Consider the following 19924-nt stretch of genomic DNA (forward strand, 5'->3'; position numbering starts at 1 on the left):
CTATTTGCTAATTACTATAATTCTTTCTTTCACTTGCTGCGCAATTCTTCTTGCTTCTGAAATATCCTCATTTACGATCGTCACATGCCCCATCTTCCGAAAAGGCCGGGTCTGTTTTTTTCCATAAATATGTGGGGTTACGCCTTCCATCCGTAAAATTTCATCGATGTTCTCATAGACCACATCTCCGGTATGCCCCTCGGCTCCGACCAAGTTGACCATAATGCCGGCGACTTTACTGTCGGTACTTCCTAATGGCAAATCCAAAATGGCTCGGATATGCTGTTCGAACTGGTTCGTATAGCTAGCCTCAATGCTGTAATGCCCGCTGTTATGTGGTCGTGGAGCTACTTCGTTCACCAAAATTTGATCATCTTGGGTTTGGAACATTTCCACAGCCAAAAGTCCGACTTGTTGTATTTTTTCGGAAACCTTCAAGGCAATTTCCTGTGCTTTTTGGGCCACTTTTGAATCGATTCGAGCAGGACAGATAACATATTCTACCTGATTCGCTTCGGGATGAAATTCCATTTCGACCACGGGATAGGTCTTTACCTCACCGCTAACGCTTCGCGCAACGATCACCGCCAATTCGTTTTTAAAATCGACCATTTCCTCAGCGATACAATCCCCGGCGGGGAGACCTTCTAAATCTTCCAACTTACGAACTACTTTCACGCCCTGCCCATCATAGCCGAATTGTGCGGCCTTCCAGATAAAGGGAAAACTCATACCACCATTCGCGATACTGTCTTCGATTTCACTTTTATAAGCAAAACGATGAAATTCGGCCGTGGGAATTCCATGGTCTACATAAAACAATTTCTGTTTGGCCTTGTTCTGTATGATACGCAAGGCTTTTGTCGGAGGGTAGACCTTTTTACCTTCATCTTCCAGCTTTTCCAAAGCCCCGAGATTTACATTTTCGATTTCGATGGTCAACACATCCACATCTTTTCCGAAATTATAAACGGCATCGAAATCCATCAAACTTCCCTTTACGAATTCATTACAGGCTATTTTGCAGGGAGCTTCCTCCGAGGCATCCATGACCTTAGTACGAATATCCCATTTTCGGGTCTCGTAGAGCATCATTTTACCGAGTTGCCCCCCGCCTAAAATTCCTAAGGTAAAATCCGAAGAAAAATATTCCATGGGTATTTGTTTTGCCTTTATTTATGGTATGGTCACAAAAATACGTCGAATTCTTAAAACCCTTGGCATCGGTCTAAAAAAGAGAAATCAAATTGGTATATTTGCCATCCTGTGCATAAAATATACGTCCCTTGATAAAGCTCCACGACAAATATTTCAAACCCTTTTTGAGCGAGGCGGAAATTCAAACAGCGGTCAAGTCCGTTGCTGAAAAGGTTGCCGCTGACTATAAGGATGAGACCCCAATATTTGTTGGAGTACTTAATGGATCTTTTATGTTCGTTTCCGATTTTTTAAAACAGTATCCGCATCCGTGCGAGGTCTCTTTTGTAAAGTTGAGTTCATACCAAGGGCTTACTTCTACGGGTATTGTGGAAACCTTGTTGGACCCACCAGAGAACATCGATGACCGCTGTGTGATCATTTTAGAGGATATTATCGATACAGGCCGCACGTTGCAAGAACTGGTACATTTGTTTAGCAACACCAACGTAAAGGAGTTTAAAATAGCCAGTCTATTTTACAAGTCTGAAATCTATAACGGTGAGTACAAAATCGACTACGTCGGTATCGAGATCCCAAATAAATTTATCGTGGGGTACGGTCTCGATTACCGCGAACTGGGTCGAAATCTCAAAGAAGTTTACCAACTAAACCAAAAACATATGATCAATCTTGTACTATTCGGAAAACCGGGCGCCGGCAAGGGCACTCAGGCCGAATTTTTGAAAGAGCAATACAACTTGAAGCATATTTCTACGGGAGACCTGTTCCGGTATAATATGAAGAACGATACCGATTTGGGAAAATTAGCTAAATCATATATCGATAAGGGCGACTTGGTGCCCGACGAGGTGACCATAAAAATGTTGGAGGATGCCGTAGACAAAAACCCGGATGCAAGCGGATTCATCTTTGACGGATTCCCAAGAACTACTGCACAAGCTGAAGCTTTGGACAAATTTCTCGCCACAAAAGACATGAAAATCGATGCGACCATTGCCTTGGAGGCCAACGATGAAGTCTTGATACAACGTCTTTTGGAGCGCGGAAAGGTCAGCGGTCGTATAGATGATCAAGACGAGAACAAGATTCGTAACCGCTTTGACGAATACAACCAGAAGACAGCACCTTTAAAAGACTATTACGAGGCTCAGGGCAAATTTCATAGTGTTAACGGAATAGGTGCCATTGACGAGATTACCCATAGGTTGGGCAAGGTTATCGAGGAACTTTAAAGGGTTTACGATGTACGATTTTTGATTTGGGATTGACGACTGCTGATTTTTGATTTGGGAAACGGATATTAGTTTTTCTATATACTAACCATCTCAACTGTCGACTGCGCCCTTCCAAAGTAAAAGGGCGTTACCTTTGTCATCGAAAGCAAGCTCAAATGAAAGAAGAAGTCATAAGAACCAAGGATATTTTCAAAAGCTGTTTTTTTACAGGTTGCCTGGCTACGTTATTTCTTATATTGGCCTTGATAGGCTATTTGATCTATATCTTTTTTATTGATGATTCGCTGCCAACATAACTGATTAAACCTCGCGAGTACTGCATCGCCGGATTTACTTACTTTTACGAACAACGAACCTTAAACCAAAACTAACTTTACAGTACTATTGAACAGATTCCTGCCTTTGTGGGAATGACAATGAAAGCTTAACTATTTATGACCGAAGGCAATTTTGTAGACTACGTAAAAGTACATGTTGAATCAGGTAACGGAGGAAAGGGATCTGCGCATCTTCATCGCGAAAAATATATTACAAAGGGTGGACCTGATGGTGGTGACGGTGGTCGTGGCGGACATATCATTCTCAGGGGCAACAAGAACCTTTGGACATTGGTCAACTTTAAGTTCAAAAAACATTTTAAGGCGGGCCATGGAGAGCATGGCAGTAAAAATCGGAGTTCTGGTGCCGATGGTGCGGACAGTTACATCGATGTTCCGTTGGGCACGGTGGTGAAAGACCCAGAGACTGAAAAAGTGCTTTTTGAAATCACGGAAGATGGCGAAGAAAAAATGTTATTGGAAGGAGGCATGGGAGGTCGTGGCAATTGGCATTTTAAAACCCCGACCAATCAAACCCCAAGGTATGCCCAACCCGGAATACCAGGCCAGGAAATCGATGTTGTTCTCGAGTTAAAGGTTCTCGCCGATGTTGGTCTCGTCGGTTTTCCCAATGCAGGTAAGTCTACTTTATTATCTGTCTTGACTTCGGCCAAACCCAAAATCGCCGATTATGAGTTTACAACTTTAAAACCGAATCTGGGAATCGTTCAACATCGTGATTTTCAAAGTTTTGTAATGGCCGATATTCCGGGAATAATCGAAGGAGCTGCAGAAGGGAAAGGCCTAGGTCATTACTTTTTGCGCCACATAGAACGCAATGCGACCTTGTTGTTTTTAATTCCTGCCGATAGCAATGATATTAGCAAGGAATATGAAATTTTGTTGGATGAACTCCGAAGATACAATCCAGAATTGTTGGATAAGGAACGATTGATATGTATCTCTAAAAGTGATATGCTCGACGAAGAACTCATGGATGAAATGCGAATCGAATTGGATAAAGATTTTAAGGATCTACCTTATATGTTCATCTCTTCGGTCGCCCAAATTGGGCTTCAAGAACTGAAAGATCGGCTTTGGGCTATGCTGAACGCTTAATCGAATAGTATTGAATTTCAAAGGTTTGGGTTACTTTTTTCTGTAATTTTAAAGAAATACAATAACTATGAGATGCCTACCTATCATATTTTTTGTTTCCCTTTTTATTTCGTGCAGTGCCGTTCGCGTCAACTATGACTACGATAAAGAGACGGATTTCTCCAATTATAATACCTACAATTTTTATCCCGATATGCAGACCGGATTGACGGAGTTGGACAATAAGCGTCTTTTCAAAGCCTTGGATATTGCCCTCCAGTCCAAAGGACTTGTTTTTTCCGAAGAGCCTGATTTTCTGATCGATATCGAAGGTAGATCGTATCAAGCACCGCAAAATACTTCGGTCGGGGTGGGTGTTGGTGGAACGGGTCGAAATGTTGGAGGAGGCGTTTCCGTCGGAATTCCAGTAGGTCGCCCTAATTTAGAACGCATCTTACAATTCGATTTTGTCGACGCCAAAAAAGATATGCTCTTTTGGCAAGCTATCAGTACTAGTTCGCTGAAGGAAGACTTGCCTCCCGTAGTTCGCGAACAAAAATTTCAAGAATTAGTGGTAAAGGTGTTAAAGAAGTATCCGCCCAAATCAAAAAAGTGAAATATCCATTACTACTCTCCACTTCCAACTTCAACCCTAACTCCCTCAGAATGACTACTGAATTCCGGCGCATACATACTCTGGATGGTCGTAGTGCCATTGCTAAATTCCCCGGCATTATTTACACGTAGATTATATTCAAATACGTAAACTCCCTTGGGCAAATAGTCAAAAAAGAAATTCGTACTGGCATCTTTTGTGCTTTCGTAATAGCCGAGTCCGTCTTGCCATTTGTATTGAGAGAATACATTGATGGGTTCGAAACCTGCCGCGCGCATATCTTTCATATGTACGAATTCCATATCACGGTCGGAGCGGAGTTCGATGCGAACACGCACCAAATCTCCAACCTTTAAATTGGTTTTTTCAGTTATTTCAGAAATCTCTTCGCCCGTATCGGTATTCTTTTTCAGGAAAATTTTTTTCTTCAATTTTAGGGGGTCTCTGCGGTGGTAATCTTATCCAGATCTTCAAAATATTGCCAGTAAAGGGCTCCCCAGGCAATGCCCGCTCCTTTTTTGCTGATTTGTACTTCGGCCATTTTTGGTTTCACTTCCGAGCCGTCCCATGAACTTTTAAAATAGCCGGTACCGGCCTCTACTTTTACGTTTTCCAGTTTTGCGGGATCTATATTTTTTCCTCCGACCAATACTTCGACCGCCTCGGTAACTGAAAGCCAATCGCTACCTTGGAGCAATAGCGCATAGACGGCTTCCGTTGTGGCCTTTGTGGTACTCCACTGGTTCGTCTGTTTGTTTTTCAGCAACCAGACTTTGAGGTTATCAATAGTTTTTACATCGTTTTCTATTTCCCCGAAAGCCTCGATCATCAAAGCCTGGGTCTCGATCGGTGCTCGGTACCAGTACCAAGAGGCCGTATTTTCTTTCCAGTACATACCGAGTTCTTCGGAGCTAATGCTGTTTTCCCTTAAAGACCTTAAAATCTTTCCAGAGGTATTTGAATCATCCATGCGATGGAGCACCAGTGCCAACATTCCTTTGGAATATAGGCCGCGATGCATCCAATACTTTTGGGCCTGACCTTGATAGTAGGAAGTAATCTCCTTTACTTTTTGGTTGGAAGGAATGTCCTTGAAAAAGCTGCGCATATACAGATAATGGATCTGTGTTTGGCTCAAATGATCGTCATTGATATTCGAGGCATGTCGCTTCATGCGTTCGTATTCGTTGACGAATTCGGCATCTAAATATTGGATAGCCTTTTGAATCATCCCTTTTTGGTCGCTGAGCGTAGCCGAAGCGACATTTAGTTTTTTAAGATGTCCCAATCCTGTAATGATATGCTGTGTAATAAACCTATTGTCAGGCCCGCCCGCAAACCAAGGCCATGCACCCGAGGACTTTTGATTGTTCTTCAATTTGTTCAGGGCATTCGCTTGTTCATGCTTCATCTTGTCCAAATTGAACAATAGGGCGATACGCTTCTTTTGCTCGGTCTCGGATTGTGCGTCCCGCAACCATGGGGTTTCTTGAATCAACAACGATTTTAATTCTTGGTTCTTCTCCAAATTGCTCAACAAGGCATCCGAATTTCGCCATTGGTCGAATACTTTCTGAATACGCGGATTCGAATTGGCAATGTGGCTCGCCAAGGTATTCGCATAATATCGGGCGAACATCTGCTCGTTACACTCGTATGGGTACTCCATCAAATAGGGGAGGGACTGCACCGCATACCAGGCTGGATTGGAAGTCATTTCCAAAGTCAGCTTGTGGTGTCTGAGCGTAGCCGAAGACGTGTTCTTCAACTTATCTAAAGTAAATGTCTTCGTTTGATTGCTGCGCACCCACATCGGTAAAGTCTCCGTGACCAACATGCGATTGGTAAGTACGGGAAGCACATTTTGTTCGCCATCACTGAAATCTCCGGCTTGCGCAATCACTTTGTATTGAACGGCCTGTACGTATTGTGGAATTTTCAATCGCCAAGAGACTTGGGTATTGCTCAGGGAATCTACTTTAAATTCCTCTATGGCCATTGAAATCTCCTCACTTGCCTTCATTGGGTTCGTTACTAGTTCTCTAGTAATGACCTTACCTGTTGTTGCGTCCGTGAGTTCGAGTTTGGCGAACCCTGTCAATGGCTTATAAGAAAGATTTGCGATTTTGGTACTGATAACGATTTCGTCCCCTTCCCGCAAAAATCGAGGTGCATTGGGTATGACCATTAGTTCTTTTTTGGTAACCGTTTGCAATGTTCGATAGGTACTTTGCAAATCTTTTGTATGTACCAATAATTGTAGATTCCATTTGGTAAGGGCTTCGGGCGTGGTAAAACTGAACGTAACGTTTCCTTCTTTGTCCGTTTGTAATTGCGGGAAGAAAAAAGCGGTTTCCTGCAAGTTTTTACGAATTTGGACATCTTCCGAAGCGCTTTCCGCGCCATTGTTTTCATCACGTTCTTTACCAGGTTGATCTCGCTGGCCTAATGGCTTGTTCGATTTTTCCTCGTTTTTATCTTTTGGTGCGGATTGCTCGTTAGCAATAACTGATTCTTCCAAAGCATACATTTCTCCTTCCGCATCATCCATCATCATAGCGGGTGCGGGTGCGCCATCACTTTTTTTCATTCTACGCATGGTGCTTCCTGCGTAACCTCTACCAATTTGATATCCAAAATACAGTCCGAACCAGTCGAACGAATCAAAATATTGTGGGGTATAGCTGTACAGATTATTGGTATCATAGTACACGTTAAACGAACTGGTGCCAAAACTTCGATGCGCATTGGTGTAGATGTTCGAATAGTAGGACGGATTATACATAGGGCTGAAGCTCCAATAATGTCCGCGAAACGCATCCAACGAGGCATCGTACATGCTGGCCAACAATTCGGCAGCCACTTTCTCGCCTTTCTCGCCCTTGACCTTAAAAGACCAAGTCTCGTCGGTACCCGGTTTCAGTTTGTCACGAAAGGTCAGGGTCTCGATTTCCAGTTGTTTCTGCGGATAAGGTAAATAGATACTTAGGTTTCCCGATTGGTACGCGTTGAACGCGGAGAAACTGTAGCTGATAGCAAAACCGCCCAAATCGTCTTTTGTGACCGGTAGTGAAAACGACTTTGAATTGTCGCTTAGACGGATCAAGCGGGTATCGACGATTTTTTTATCCTTCTCTACAAATACCGTAACCTGTACATCCTTTGCGCTGCTCAAAAGGGTAATGGTCGCCTTGTCGCCAATGGAATAAGTATTCTTATCGGTCTTGATCTCAAAAAGTTGGTTGTCGGCCAACTGCTTGTCGTTGTGACTGAAAAGGGTGGTGTGGGCGATATCCTTTACTTCTTGTCCGAACTTATCCTTGGTTTCGAGTTCGATGACATATTTGCCCGAGGCCCATTTTTTAAGATTCCCCAAATCGATTTCGGTGGATTCGCCCGTGTCGAAATTCGATTGCCAGACCATTTTTCCCTTTTCCCATTGGGTATAATCGTGTTCGTTGTCGTATGCGTCATGAGGAAATAGATTTTTAAATTCTTCCTTGGAAAAACCTTTGTAATCGGGAGCTGCCCAAGGCCTGCTGCGCAATACGTTTTTCGGTGGAATCAATTTGTACATTTTCAAGGTTCCCTTTGCGGGAACAAATTGACCGTTCAGGTTGTTCGTGGAAATCGAAAGTTGAATGCTATCCTGATCTTTGTCCAAAGGATCGGCGATATAAACATTCGCCGTCAAGGCATGATAGCCCACGCGAACGGTGGTCGTGGCACTGTGCGTCTCGCCATTGATATCAGTTACATCGGCCGTGACCTCGTAAGTGAAAGTCGGTAAATCCTTTTTATCCGTTTTGTTATCGGGTATGGCCTTAAAGTCGATCTTGTACTTTCCGGAAGCGTCCGTTTTGGTCTCGCCGTGCGCGATTTCTTGGGGCGTGGTATCGAAATAGGGGCGGTACCAATAGTACCATCTGGGGAAATAGACGACCCGCTTTACACGATAGACCACTTTTGCATCGGTTATGTTGCTTCCGGCATACGCGGTTGCGATTCCATTTACGGTAATGCTGTCGTTGACTTTGTAGGTTTCGGTAATCGGCTCGAAGGAAGTTTCGAATTTGGGGCGTTTGTATTCCTCTACGGAGAAGTTGGCGCTTCCGTTCAGGCCGTTCTTACCCGTTACTTCCATGGTAAAGTTTCCTGTAAGGCCGTTGGAGGGCAGTATAAATTCCCCCGAAAAAGACCCGAATTCGTTGGTTGTGAACTGCTGTTTGGAGACCTCTTGGTAATTGACATCCTTGAGAACGACGTTGACCAGAGTATTTTCAAGAACTGTGGATTTGCCCAATTCGCGTTTCAGGGCGATTCCCTTGAAATAAAGCGGTTGCCCGGGTCGGTAAATACTTCGGTCGGTAAATAGGAAGGCAATTTCATCACCCGCGAATTTTCCCTGGGCATATTTTTGGTTGAGGTAGTAGTCCTTGTAAAAGGCAGTCCCGCTCGAATGATTGATACGAATATTTACGTTGTTCCATGTTTCATCGGTCAAGGGAATGGAAACCATGCCCATTTCGTCGCTGGTAAAGCTTTTGTTTCTTCGTGGCCCGTCATATCTAACTTGATAATAGAACTTCAGGTCGGCCCTGGAAATCGGTGCACCGTTGCTTCTATCGATAACCTGAAATTGCTGGTGGGTCGGGGTGCGGGTCTCGACCAAGGCAAAATCGGTTACCTGAACGGGACTATACGCAAAGGTGCCATTTGAGTTTTCGACCGGTTCGGCCAAAATCATATATTGATCGTTCGGAAGGGCCGGCAGGAGTATTTCCGTGGCATGATCTTGATAATCGTTCTCATTTTTTAGGTCGGCATTCCATTCCTTCACAACGGAAAGTTTTTTCAGGAACGCCAATTTCTTCGGATGCTCATAGATTTTGTTCAATTGCACCAATTGTTCCTGCGAAATTTTTCTGGCGGAAAGTCGTAATCCGTCATGGTTTTTATAATTGACCAACAAACGGGAAGGATTGTTAACGGGAATATATTCTTCCGTGGTCAATTGAAGACTTTGACTTAGAATTTGTGATTTCAAGGCCTTGCATTTTTCAGCACCACGGCTGTCGGGAGCAGCCTTGATGACCTCGTCGCAAAGTTCCACGGCGTCCTTAAGTTTCCAGCGGTGCTCAGTGTTGCCTTTCGGACTATAGATTTGTCCCATCTGTTGATACAATGCGGCGATTTCGTATGTATATAAGGTAGATGCTAACCCTCCTTTTCCTGCATCCATAGAGTTTTGCAGTACCTCTAGAAAATAACCTTCCTTGTTCGCGAAGGTCGCGTTTTGATATATGAACAACAGCCGCTCGATATCGACTTCGGCAAAGCGGTAAGGACGTGCCGAGGGCAAATGCATCCATAACAATTTTTGATAGATTTTTAAGGCTTTGGCCTGTAAGGAAGTCTTATCCTCTGTAGTTATTTGTAGGCCTAAAAAATTGCCAGCCTCACAAAGAATTTCGGGGTCATCTATTTCAAATTTATCTGCAGGGCGGGTAATGTTGTTTTCGCTGGTCTTGTAAAATTCCAGGGCGGCATGCGCCAAGAGGTCAAAAAGGGTAGGGCGGTAGTCTTTAGAATTCGGCTGTTCGTTTAAGATTGCATCGAACTCGGATGCTAAAACTGTCTTCAGCTTGTCTTCATTTTCTAGAGATTTTTCAAAATGCACATCGATTTCATGGAAAATCGTGGTCAGGTCCCATGTCCTGAAATCGACACTATCGACTTTTGTTTCCGTCTTTGTTCGATTGTAGAACTGATAGCGATTGTTCTGGAAATACTGCCAGTACAGGTTTGCCAAATAACTCTTCAACACGTTTTTAGTTGGGAATTCCGCTTTTTCGATTTCCGACCTGAAATCGTTGATAATTTTGAGCTGGGGATCTTCTTCCAACGTCAACGCGTATTTAGAGGAATACAATAGCGCCTTGACGATCTGCGGGGAATTCTTTTCCTTTTTTGCCTTTTCGGAAATGCTTTCCACGACCTTGAGCGCAGATTTTGTCAATGCCTCGTTTTCAAGCTTCTGGACTTGTTTCCAGAGTTGCTCGTACGAATCATTGTTTTTTTGCGCTTCGGTCATCTGTGAAAATAGGACTATGGTCAATAACAATATGATGTTTCTCATCCTGCATTTTTTTGGAATACCCTAAAAATTAGAACGATTTAAGCTCCTTTAACGTATTCGATTACAAAGTTAAGGGCAAAGATGGTTCCATAACTCCCTGAAAACAATGAAAAATGAGGGAAGGGGTGGTTTTGGTTAGGGAATAAGGTTTCAAAGTTCTAGGTTAAACATTTTGTGGTTCCTCCCCTCAGACGAGGGGAGGTGGTTTTTCCCCGCCAGTTGGCGGAGAAAAAGCGGAGGGGTTGAAAGCCCGAACTTTGGCTAGTTTGCCCTAGCTATGATACAGTCCCCAAGGCTTGTGCTTTCAATCCCTTCCGTCTTCTCCGCAGAAAAAGCGGAGAATCCACCTTCCCTTATCCAAGAGAAGGAGCCTTAAAAGAACAATCATTATCAAAGCGATTTCAACAAACCCCCGTCAATCGGAATCTGTGTTCCTGTGATATAAGCAGCCTTGTCCGAAGCTAAAAAAGCAACGAGATACCCATATTCTTCGGGGCGCCCGATGCGTTGTAGCGGGACTTTCGATTCCATGTCCGCTCTGACTTCCGCTTGCGGAATACCCAATTGCTCCGCTTTTTTGGCATTGAGCTGGGTAATGCGGTCGGTGTCAAAAAAGCCTGTAAGAATATTGTTTACAGTAATCTGGTCGGGACCCACGTTTGTTGCCAAAGATTTTGCCCAAGTCACTACCGCCGCTCGTATGGTGTTCGATAGCGCCAAATAGTTCAAGGGCTCTTTTACGGAAACCGAGGCCACATTGATGATTCTGCCCCATTGGTTTTTTTGCATTTGTGTTAAGGCCAGTTCGGTGGTTAGAACTACTGTTTTAAAAAGTAGGTCGAAGGCTTCCTGAAAATCGGCTACTTTTTTTTCCAAGGCGTTTCCTGCCGATGGGCCTTGGGTATTGTTGACCAAAATATCTACGGAATTATTTTCGAAAAAGCTAGAAACAATCTTTTTGTAACTTTTAAAATCGGTAAAATCGACTACAAGATATTGATGCTGTTGGCCTTGGTCAGTCGACAATTCGGAAACTATTTTTTTCAGTTTATCCTCGCTTCGCGACATCAGGGTAACGCTCGCTCCGCTTTTGGCCAATTGTTCGGCAATCGCTTTTCCAATGCCGCCGCTACTTCCGCCGATCAGGGCTTTTTTGTTTCTTAGGGATATGTTCATGGGTGCTAAATTGTTAAAGCAACTAAGATAATTATAAAGTAGCGGTTTTTGATGGCCAATGCAATTCCTATCTTTGAACCCATAACTTGTTTTATGAAAATCCATTTTATTGCCATTGGCGGTAGTGCCATGCACAACTTGGCCTTGGCACTTGAGCATAAAGGCTACGCGATTACGGGCAGCGATGATGTCATCTATGAACCTTCAAGGTCGCGATTGGACGATAAAGGATTGTTACCCGAGGAATTCGGCTGGTTTCCTAATAAAATATCTGAGGATTTGGATGCCGTCATTTTGGGCATGCACGCCAAACCCGACAATCCCGAATTGTTGAAAGCACAAGAATTGGGATTGACGATTTATTCCTATCCTGAATTCCTTTATGAACAATCAAAGAACAAGACTCGAGTGGTAATTGGTGGAAGTCATGGCAAGACCACGATTACTTCGATGATTCTGCATGTTTTGAATTATCATGACCGTAAAGTCGATTTTATGGTCGGAGCGCAATTAGAGGGGTTTGATAGGATGGTACACCTGACCGAAGAAAATGATTTTATTGTTTTGGAAGGGGATGAGTATTTATCTTCTCCCATTGACCGAAGACCTAAATTCCACTTGTACAAACCGAACATTGCTTTGTTAAGCGGCATCGCATGGGACCATATCAATGTTTTTCCGACGTTTGAGAACTATGTGGAGCAATTCCGGATTTTTGTGGACAGTATCGTAAAGGGTGGGAGTATAACCTATAACGAAGAGGATCCAGAAGTTAAAAAAGTGGTCGAGGCTTCAGAGAATTCCATTCGAAAATTACCTTATCATACTCCTGAATACAATGTTGAAAACGGACAGACACTTTTAGAGACTCGCGAAGGCCATATGCCTATTGAAGTTTTCGGGAAGCACAATCTGAGCAATCTTGCCGGTGCGAAATGGATCTGTCAGAATATGGGGGTAGATGAGGATTATTTTTATGAAGCTATCGGCACTTTTACAGGAGCTTCGAAACGTTTGGAAAAAATCGCTGAAAGCCATTCGTGTGTGGCCTATAAAGATTTTGCACATTCGCCTAGCAAGGTGGCCGCTACTACTCGAGCGGTTAAAGAGCAATACCCCGATAGAAAACTGATTGCCTTTCTTGAATTGCATACGTATAGTAGCTTTAATCCTGAATTTTTGAAAGAATACAAGGGCGCTTTGGATGCCGCAGACGAGGCCATTGTTTTTTATCTGCCAGAGTCTGTCGCAATAAAAAAATTAGATGCCGTGAGTCCAGAACAGATTTCGGAAGCTTTTAAAAGGGATGATTTGCAAATTTTTACCGAATCCGCCGCTTTTCATGAATTTGTTTTTGGGGTGGATTATAAGGACTCCGTATTACTATTAATGAGTTCGGGCAATTACGGCGGATTGGATTTAAAGGTTTTGAAAGAGAAGATAGAAAACTGATTTTTAGTATTTTACCAGTAAAAATGTCAGGTTTCTTAATTCTGGAATGTTCATTGACTTCTATTTCGTGAAGATTCCAAAGAATTTATGAAAGAAGATTCCAAAGAATTTATGAAAATCAAGGTCAAAGATATATTGGTATTTCTAAGACGCAGGGTTTCGTTGATGTTGATTGCCTTTATGCTCGGCATGTCGAACGTTATTCTTGAAGAATCGAGGTCGGTGAACGATACCCGTGAACATATTGAGCAACCGGAAGTGTTTCCTGATGAAGATTTGAACAATACGGTGGATTATTTGCCCGATTTTTGAGCATTTTCATGATTTTTGAAAATGCTGTCCACAAAATTGGAAACATCCTTTTTTTGACTTCTGATCAGCTCGTGCTTTGCCAGTTCTTGGTCTTTTTTGAGCTTGTCCTGTGAGAATTTGAACTTTCCTTCCCAATGGGTGATCTCGATTTCAAATCCGACAATATAGTCAACTAGAGCATCCATTCTTGGGTCATCAAGGGCCAGTTCATATTTCGGATTTTCTCCTTCTAGAAATGAAGTCATGCGCACCATGGTATGCTTCACGGATTCTTTGTCGGTCAGTAAAGTCACTTTTCCTTTTAGGTGTGCAAAAATGTAGTTCCAGGTAGGTAATTGTTTCGTGCTGTAGGTCGAAGGAGAAATATAGCAATCCGGTCCATAAAAGACGGAAGTGACGATTGCGCCATGGGTCAAAGTCTCCACCTGTGGGTTGTATTTGTCTATATGGGCAACTAGCTTGCCATGCGTGCTTCCGTCATCCTCATAAACTATGGGAATGTGTGTAATAAAAGGCGTATCGTTCTTTGCCGTGACCAGCGTGGCGAAAGGATAGTTCTTGACTACTTCCAGAACATTTTTAAAGCTTGCCTCTTGATGGTGTTGCGGCGGATATTTCATTTATTGGTCAATGATTGTTGTTCCGAAATTTACGATAAAATATAAACGAGTCTTTGTTATCTTTAGCGAATGCAGGAAAAAGTAACCTCCTTTTCCATAAAACATTGGTCCGACGATGACAAACCAAGGGAAAAATTGGTGCAAAAGGGCAAGTCCGTACTATCGGATGCTGAACTTATCGCCATTCTTATAGGTTCTGGTAGTCGTAACGAAAGTGCGGTAGAACTAGCTAAACGTATCTTGGCCTCGGTCAACAATAACCTGAACGAACTCGGCAAACTCTCCATCAAACAACTAATGCAGTTCAAGGGTATTGGTGAAGCAAAAGCGGTTACCATTGCCGCCGCCTTAGAAATGGGCAGACGCAGAAGGGGGAGGGTGCCCTAAAGATTACAAAAATATCAAGTAGTCAAGATGCTTTTGAACTTTTGCAGCCCATTATCGGTGAACTGCCACACGAAGAATTCTGGATCCTCTATCTAAACAATGCCAACAAAGTGTTGTTGACCGCTCAACTTAGCAAGGGAGGGCTTACGGGCACCTTGGTCGACGTACGCGTCGTAATGAAGCAAGCTTTGGAATTGGGCGCAGTAGGTTTGATCTTGGCCCATAATCACCCATCAGGAACTTTGAAACCAAGTACGGAAGACAAAAGGGTCACTGAAAAATTAAAGTCGGCCGCTGCTGCCTTAGATATAAAAGTTTTGGATCATTTGATCATTACCCAAAAGGATTATTTTAGTTTTGCCGACACAAATTTGCTCTAGAAACTAGAAACAATTTTTTTATTTGAGACCTGAAATTTAAAAGAATCGATGCTACTCGTATATACCCATAAAATAACCCCGCGCTTCAGCTATATCATGAAGCACATTTTTACTCGGATGTTGGGTATCGAGATTATCTTTTCTACCAAGGTCGAGGATTTTATAAAGCACACGGGTCCAAAGATTACCTACACCAAACAGCCTTTACAGAATGAGTTTTTTATTCGTAGCAACGACCTTTTGTTTGAACAGGGCATCAACGATATTTCGATTGTTATGGGAGACTGGAACGGCGTCCCCTGCTTTTTTGCTTCAGGGGAGCGTAGTAATATTCCCTTTGATATTTTTTCGGCAAGCTTCTATTTATTGAGTAGGTACGAAGAGTATTTGCCACATGTAAAGGATATGCATGGGAGGTTTTCCCCAAAAGATAGCATAGCGTTTCAGAATAATTTCTTGCGCTTGCCCGTTGTAGACCTATGGGCCTTGGAACTTGGCAAGGCCTTGAAGGCACGTTTTACAGATCTTGAGATAAAAAATGGGAGGTATTCGTATACTTCTTTAATTGATGTTACAACTTCTCATTGTTATGCCCACCGTGGTTTTGCGCGTAGTCTCGGCGGCTTTTTTATGGATCTGGGTAATTTTCGGCTAAGACGTGTGATACAGCGAATAGCGGTTTGGATCGATTCAGGTAAAGACCCCTATGATAATTTCGAATGGTTGGTAGAACAACATAAGAAATTAAAGGTAAAAAGTATTTTCTTTTTTCAATTTGCCACCTACTCGACATATGACAAGAATGTCTCACCTGACAAGAACAAATTCAGGTTTCTGATTAAATATATTGCCGATTATAGTAAAGTGGCATTGTCGGCTTCCTATAGCTCTTTTGACGAAGTCTCATTATTGAGAAAAGAAAAAAAGACCTGTCGGAGGTTATCAATCGTGCCGTGAATTATTCCCGTATGCGTTATAATCGGGTCGATGTACCTGAAACCTATCGCAGATTGGTCGAGGCTGAGTTTACGGATGACTATACCATGGGCTATACCAGTGAAATCGGATTTCGGGCAGGTACCAGTCTTCCGTTCTATTTTTATGACATCAATGTTGAGATACAGCAACCCATACGCATACATCCTTTTGCTGCACATGATTATGCTTTTGTCAATGCAAAGGACGAGGGTCAAATTTTACAGGAGATGGATCTTTTATACCATAAGGTCAAGCAAATAAATGGGAACTTCTTGACCATTTTTTCGAACGAACTACTAGGAAGCAAAAACAAGATTTCATGGAAAGACTTGTATTCCAATGTTTTAAAAAGATATCATGTATAACAATGTTGTAACTGATGTGTTCTTCGATTTGGACCACACATTGTGGGATTTCGAAAAAAACTCGGCACTTACTTTTGAAAAAGTCTTGTCCCAAAACCGTATAGAAATCGATTTGCATGATTTTTTAGAGGTATACATCCCGGCCAATCTTGCATTTTGGAAATTATATCGGGAAGAAAAGATTAGCAAATCTGAGCTACGGTATCAACGTCTAAAAACAGTTTTCGATAGGCTACGTCATCCTATTTCTGATGACTTGATCAATCTTTTGGCGGTCGAATATATTGCCCATTTGTCATCTTTTGGCCATCTACTTCCCAATACCATTGAAATACTTGAATATTTACGTCCGAAGTACAGGTTACATATTATCACAAATGGTTTTGAGGAAATACAGGAAAAGAAAATGCGCAACTCCAATATTCGTGATTATTTCGATCAGATCATCAATTCGGAAATGGCGGGAGTAAAGAAGCCGAACCCATTGATTTTTGAATTGGCCTTGAACCGTGCGAAAGTGGCTCCTGAAAAGTCCTTGATGATCGGTGATAGCCTTGAGGCCGATATTCTAGGGGCGCAGGCGGTCGGTATTCGGGCGATTCATTTCAATGCCCATAACGAATTGCCTCACGATCATTGCGAGATGATTCAAGATTTAAGTGAAATAAAAAGCTTTTTGTAGAGTTATATATGCAGTGACCCAGGTCTATTTACAACGTTGATAGCCCCATGAAAGGTTAATCTAATGAAACTGCTTAAAGCGCTCGTTCCAATTTCATATGTAATATCCATTTTGTTTATCGGCTGCTCCGATAAACAAGACTTTGACCAATACGAAGATTTAAGTATTACTCCCACCTACGAGGCTGCTATTCTCTATATCGAAACCCCTGAAAGTTTCATCAATGCCATCACGGGTGTCGATATCGTGACCCAAAATTTTAATTTCGATGCGTTTGCGACCGATATCTTTGCCAATCGTGTCATCGATGGTGTCATTACCTATGAAGTGGAGAATACCACAAGCAAAGAATTGGAAATTACGGTCGAATTCACCGATGACGGAGACAATGTGCTGGATACCGAAGTATTTACAATACAGGCGGCTCCAACGGCCATTGATCGTCGTGAGATCCAATACGGTGATGGGGGCCGACCTATCGATATCATTACCAACACTTCTAATTTCAGGGTCACGGCCCGCAATAATGGCGACAATTCAAGTACTTCGAACATAGATGACGCTAAGATTACCTTAAAATCTTCAGCTAAATTCAGGCTACGGTTGAAATGAGAATACGGAATCTCATATACATGGCCTTTTTAGGGGCAGGGTTTCTTATGCAGGGTCAGAACAAGCAACTGCTGTACGATTTTACCGAAATTCCGCAATCGTTACTGCTCAATCCTGGTGCCCAGACTGATTTTAAATGGTACACGGGCTTTCCGGCTTTATCAGGAATATCTTTTCAAGCAGGTTCCAGTGGAGTTTCCGTGAATGATATTTTTGCCGATGACGGGTTGGATATCAATGATAAGTTTAGGGATAGGCTTATCCGAGGTATGGATACCCGCGACGAACTGAGCGGCACCTATCAATTGGAATTACTCAATGTCGGTTTTAGGGGGAAAGACCCCGATACATTTTATTCCTTCGGTATTTACAATGAAGGTGATGGAATTGGCTACTGGTTTCAAGATTATGCCATTCTTGCTTTTGAAGGCAATGCGAACAGTCTCAATAGAAAATTTGATTTGGGGGATTTAAAGACGCGAGGGGAAATCGTAAACGTATTTCATTTCGGAATCAATAAGCGTATCAATGACAAGATTACAGGAGGGGTCAGGGGGAAGATTTATTCCGGAATCCTTGATTTCAATTCCACAAGGAATAAAGGATATTTTGTGACCACCGAAGGCCAGAACAATTTATTGGCCAATACGCTGGTCGCCGATATGGAAATGCGAACATCGGGTATGAACGCCGTTTGGGATGCACAAGACGAAGGAACGTTGGGAAGCACCATATTAAAAAGAGGTTTTTTCGGTGGTGATCTCGGCCTTGGTCTAGATTTGGGTCTTTCTTACGACCTCAATGAACAGACAGTGTTTACCGCAAGCCTATTGGACCTAGGGTTTATTTACCATGCCAATGATATCAGAACATACACTTTGAAAGGCAGTGCCACGATTGAAGGTGTCGAGATTTTACCAGCCGATCTTGTCAATGTCAATGATGATTTTTATCAAGATCTGATCGATGAAGTCGAGGCCTTTATTCCTTTTGAAATCAACGATAAGAGTTATTTAACCTTCAGGCCAACGAAGTTGTACGCCTCATTGCGATACAACTTTGGGGAACCGGTAGATTCAAAGGCTGACTGCGATTGTGGAATAACGCCAGCGAGTCGAAACCGAAATAGGGCAAAGTACGTAAACGGTTTGGGTGGCCAACTCTATATGATAAACCGTCCAAGAGGTCCACAGGCAGCGTTGAGTGCTTTTTACCAAAGACGGTTTGGCAATTTTATGGCCATTAAGACAACCTATACTGTGGATAAGTTTACGGCGACCAATATCGGTTTAGGACTTAATCTTCAGGCAGGTCCTGTAAATCTCTATTTTATGGCTGACAATCTTCTGGCATATCGTAACGTGGCCGCTAGCCGCTATGCATCTTTCCAATTGGGAATAAATATCATATCTTGGGGCACTAAATAGTTCATACGCTCCTGTTTCAAAACCTTTTTAGGGATGGCGTACCAAAAAGGCACGCTTTTTGGACTATTCGAGATATATTTTAATGATATCCCTTATGAAAAACGTAGTTATTGCCCTTTTTCTCTTCGGAAGTTATTTTGCCAATGCGCAAGTTTCCTTAAATGATTACAAATATATCATCGTTCCAAAGCGATTTGATGGGTTCAAAGATGAAAACAAGCATCAGACCAGTACGCTCATAAAACATCTTTTTACCAAAAAAGGTTTTAAAACGGTCTATGACGATGCCTTGCCCACTGATTTGAACGAAAATAGATGCCTAGGTTTAACGGTAGACTTAGAAGACGCATCATCCATGTTCACGACGAAGACAACCTTACATTTAAAAGACTGCAACGGAGCGGTGATCATGACCACAAAGGAGGGTAAGAGCAAAGAAAAGGATTTCAAAGCCGCCTATAGAGAGTCAATTACCGAGGCGTTCGGTTCTTTTGATACCATCTACCACTCATATACCCCCAAAAGTGAGGAACCGGCACCCGTTACGATCAGCTTTAAAAACGATGTCAAGTCTTTGGACGAGAATAAAAAAGAGGCTAAGAACAAACCGAATACGGCGGTTGTAAAACAAAAAGCGACCACCGAGGAACAGAGTTACAAAAGCGTAGAACCTGTTGAGTCAAATATAACGAAAGCGAAATCTCAAGAGGGTGATGCCCAAGCCATAAAAGTTTCAGAAGGCGTTTTATATGCACAAGAAGTCGAAAATGGTTACCAATTGGTGGACAGCACACCTAAAATTCGATTGAAGCTTTTGGGCACCTCAATGCCCGATTACTACTTGGTAGAATCGGATACTCGGAAAGGTGTGGTGTATAAGAAGAATGATACATGGTTCTTTGAATATTATCAAGACGGGCAACTGACCGTCGAGGAACTGAACATTAAATTTTAATACTTCGCGCTA

The 19924-nt window shown here is 42.6% G+C and carries 14 protein-coding genes and 2 pseudogenes; 11 read left to right on the plus strand and 5 right to left on the minus strand.

Annotated elements, in window-relative coordinates; translation table 11 throughout:
• Positions 1–1155, minus strand: coding sequence for a 5-(carboxyamino)imidazole ribonucleotide synthase (locus N8A86_RS13745; RefSeq protein ID WP_273565914.1), 1155 nt, complete (start codon positions 1153–1155; stop codon positions 1–3).
• 131 nt (positions 1156–1286) lie between these two features.
• Between N8A86_RS13745 and N8A86_RS13750 the strand changes: the two genes are divergently transcribed.
• From N8A86_RS13750 to N8A86_RS13760, 3 genes are all read left to right on the plus strand, one after another.
• The gene (locus N8A86_RS13750; RefSeq protein ID WP_273565915.1) at positions 1287–2393 is read left to right on the plus strand and encodes an adenylate kinase; all 1107 of its coding nucleotides are present in this window, start codon (positions 1287–1289) and stop codon (positions 2391–2393) included.
• Positions 2394–2830: 437 nt separating this feature from the next.
• Positions 2831–3832 carry a GTPase ObgE gene (gene obgE / locus N8A86_RS13755; RefSeq protein WP_273565916.1) on the plus strand — a complete coding sequence of 334 codons (1002 nt, stop codon included), beginning with the start codon at positions 2831–2833 and terminating at the stop codon, positions 3830–3832.
• Positions 3833–3899: 67 nt separating this feature from the next.
• Positions 3900–4427 carry a DUF4136 domain-containing protein gene (locus tag N8A86_RS13760; protein WP_273565917.1) on the plus strand — a complete coding sequence of 176 codons (528 nt, stop codon included), beginning with the start codon at positions 3900–3902 and terminating at the stop codon, positions 4425–4427.
• Between the two features lie 11 nt (positions 4428–4438).
• On the opposite strand, the gene N8A86_RS21630 is transcribed toward N8A86_RS13760, so the two are convergent.
• From N8A86_RS21630 to N8A86_RS13770, 3 genes are all read right to left on the minus strand, one after another.
• Positions 4439–4858, minus strand: coding sequence for an alpha-2-macroglobulin family protein (locus N8A86_RS21630; RefSeq protein ID WP_337251611.1), 420 nt, complete (start codon positions 4856–4858; stop codon positions 4439–4441).
• A 2-nt stretch (positions 4859–4860) separates the two neighbouring features.
• On the minus strand, positions 4861–10566 hold the full coding sequence (locus N8A86_RS13765) for an alpha-2-macroglobulin family protein (protein WP_337251612.1): 5706 nt from the start codon (positions 10564–10566) through the stop codon (positions 4861–4863).
• A gap of 390 nt (positions 10567–10956) precedes the next feature.
• On the minus strand, positions 10957–11742 hold the full coding sequence (locus N8A86_RS13770; RefSeq protein WP_273565918.1) for an SDR family oxidoreductase: 786 nt from the start codon (positions 11740–11742) through the stop codon (positions 10957–10959).
• A gap of 93 nt (positions 11743–11835) precedes the next feature.
• Here N8A86_RS13770 and N8A86_RS13775 point away from each other — a divergent pair, with 93 nt between their 5' ends.
• Positions 11836–13194, plus strand: coding sequence for a UDP-N-acetylmuramate--L-alanine ligase (locus N8A86_RS13775; RefSeq protein WP_273565919.1), 1359 nt, complete (start codon positions 11836–11838; stop codon positions 13192–13194).
• An 87-nt stretch (positions 13195–13281) separates the two neighbouring features.
• The gene (locus tag N8A86_RS13780; RefSeq protein ID WP_273565920.1) at positions 13282–13506 is read left to right on the plus strand and encodes a hypothetical protein; all 225 of its coding nucleotides are present in this window, start codon (positions 13282–13284) and stop codon (positions 13504–13506) included.
• On the opposite strand, the gene N8A86_RS13785 is transcribed toward N8A86_RS13780, so the two are convergent.
• The gene (locus N8A86_RS13785) at positions 13488–14126 is read right to left on the minus strand and encodes an FMN-binding negative transcriptional regulator (protein ID WP_273565921.1); all 639 of its coding nucleotides are present in this window, start codon (positions 14124–14126) and stop codon (positions 13488–13490) included. The genes N8A86_RS13780 and N8A86_RS13785 overlap by 19 nt on opposite strands.
• Positions 14127–14195: 69 nt before the next feature.
• Between N8A86_RS13785 and radC the strand changes: the two are divergent.
• The 6 genes and pseudogenes from radC (at position 14196) to N8A86_RS13815 (ending at position 19912) form a co-directional block, all read left to right on the plus strand.
• Positions 14196–14893 (plus strand): annotated as a pseudogene (gene radC, locus N8A86_RS13790) (RadC family protein).
• A 48-nt stretch (positions 14894–14941) separates the two neighbouring features.
• Positions 14942–16236: pseudogene (locus tag N8A86_RS13795) on the plus strand (polysaccharide deacetylase family protein).
• Positions 16229–16918, plus strand: a complete 690-nt coding sequence (locus tag N8A86_RS13800) for a YjjG family noncanonical pyrimidine nucleotidase (protein WP_273565922.1) — start codon at positions 16229–16231, stop codon at positions 16916–16918. Before N8A86_RS13795 ends, N8A86_RS13800 begins: the two are co-directional and overlap by 8 nt.
• Positions 16919–16981: 63 nt before the next feature.
• Positions 16982–17530 carry a hypothetical protein gene (locus tag N8A86_RS13805; RefSeq protein ID WP_273565923.1) on the plus strand — a complete coding sequence of 183 codons (549 nt, stop codon included), beginning with the start codon at positions 16982–16984 and terminating at the stop codon, positions 17528–17530.
• Between the two features lie 20 nt (positions 17531–17550).
• A complete protein-coding gene (locus N8A86_RS13810) occupies positions 17551–18957 on the plus strand; it encodes a DUF5723 family protein (RefSeq protein ID WP_273565924.1) in 1407 nt (468 codons plus the stop codon).
• 94 nt (positions 18958–19051) lie between these two features.
• Positions 19052–19912 (plus strand): hypothetical protein, encoded by an 861-nt coding sequence (locus N8A86_RS13815; protein WP_273565925.1) that lies wholly within the window; start codon positions 19052–19054, stop codon positions 19910–19912.
• Positions 19913–19924 lie beyond the last annotated feature (12 nt).

This window comes from Maribacter halichondriae (genome assembly GCF_027474825.1).
GTDB lineage: Bacteria > Bacteroidota > Bacteroidia > Flavobacteriales > Flavobacteriaceae > Meishania > Meishania halichondriae.

What these genes read in the sequence shown, in the direction of transcription:
- N8A86_RS13745 (WP_273565914.1), bottom strand. Translation starts at nt 1,155, where the DNA reads ATGGAATATTTTTCTTCGGATTTTACCTTAGGAATTTTAGGCGGGGGG.
- obgE (WP_273565916.1), top strand. Translation starts at nt 2,831, where the DNA reads ATGACCGAAGGCAATTTTGTAGACTACGTAAAAGTACATGTTGAATCA.
- N8A86_RS13760 (WP_273565917.1), top strand. Translation starts at nt 3,900, where the DNA reads ATGAGATGCCTACCTATCATATTTTTTGTTTCCCTTTTTATTTCGTGC.
- N8A86_RS13765 (WP_337251612.1), bottom strand. Translation starts at nt 10,566, where the DNA reads ATGAGAAACATCATATTGTTATTGACCATAGTCCTATTTTCACAGATG.
- N8A86_RS13770 (WP_273565918.1), bottom strand. Translation starts at nt 11,742, where the DNA reads ATGAACATATCCCTAAGAAACAAAAAAGCCCTGATCGGCGGAAGTAGC.
- N8A86_RS13775 (WP_273565919.1), top strand. Translation starts at nt 11,836, where the DNA reads ATGAAAATCCATTTTATTGCCATTGGCGGTAGTGCCATGCACAACTTG.
- N8A86_RS13780 (WP_273565920.1), top strand. Translation starts at nt 13,282, where the DNA reads ATGAAAGAAGATTCCAAAGAATTTATGAAAATCAAGGTCAAAGATATA.
- N8A86_RS13785 (WP_273565921.1), bottom strand. Translation starts at nt 14,126, where the DNA reads ATGAAATATCCGCCGCAACACCATCAAGAGGCAAGCTTTAAAAATGTT.
- N8A86_RS13800 (WP_273565922.1), top strand. Translation starts at nt 16,229, where the DNA reads ATGTATAACAATGTTGTAACTGATGTGTTCTTCGATTTGGACCACACA.
- N8A86_RS13805 (WP_273565923.1), top strand. Translation starts at nt 16,982, where the DNA reads ATGAAACTGCTTAAAGCGCTCGTTCCAATTTCATATGTAATATCCATT.
- N8A86_RS13810 (WP_273565924.1), top strand. Translation starts at nt 17,551, where the DNA reads ATGGCCTTTTTAGGGGCAGGGTTTCTTATGCAGGGTCAGAACAAGCAA.
- N8A86_RS13815 (WP_273565925.1), top strand. Translation starts at nt 19,052, where the DNA reads ATGAAAAACGTAGTTATTGCCCTTTTTCTCTTCGGAAGTTATTTTGCC.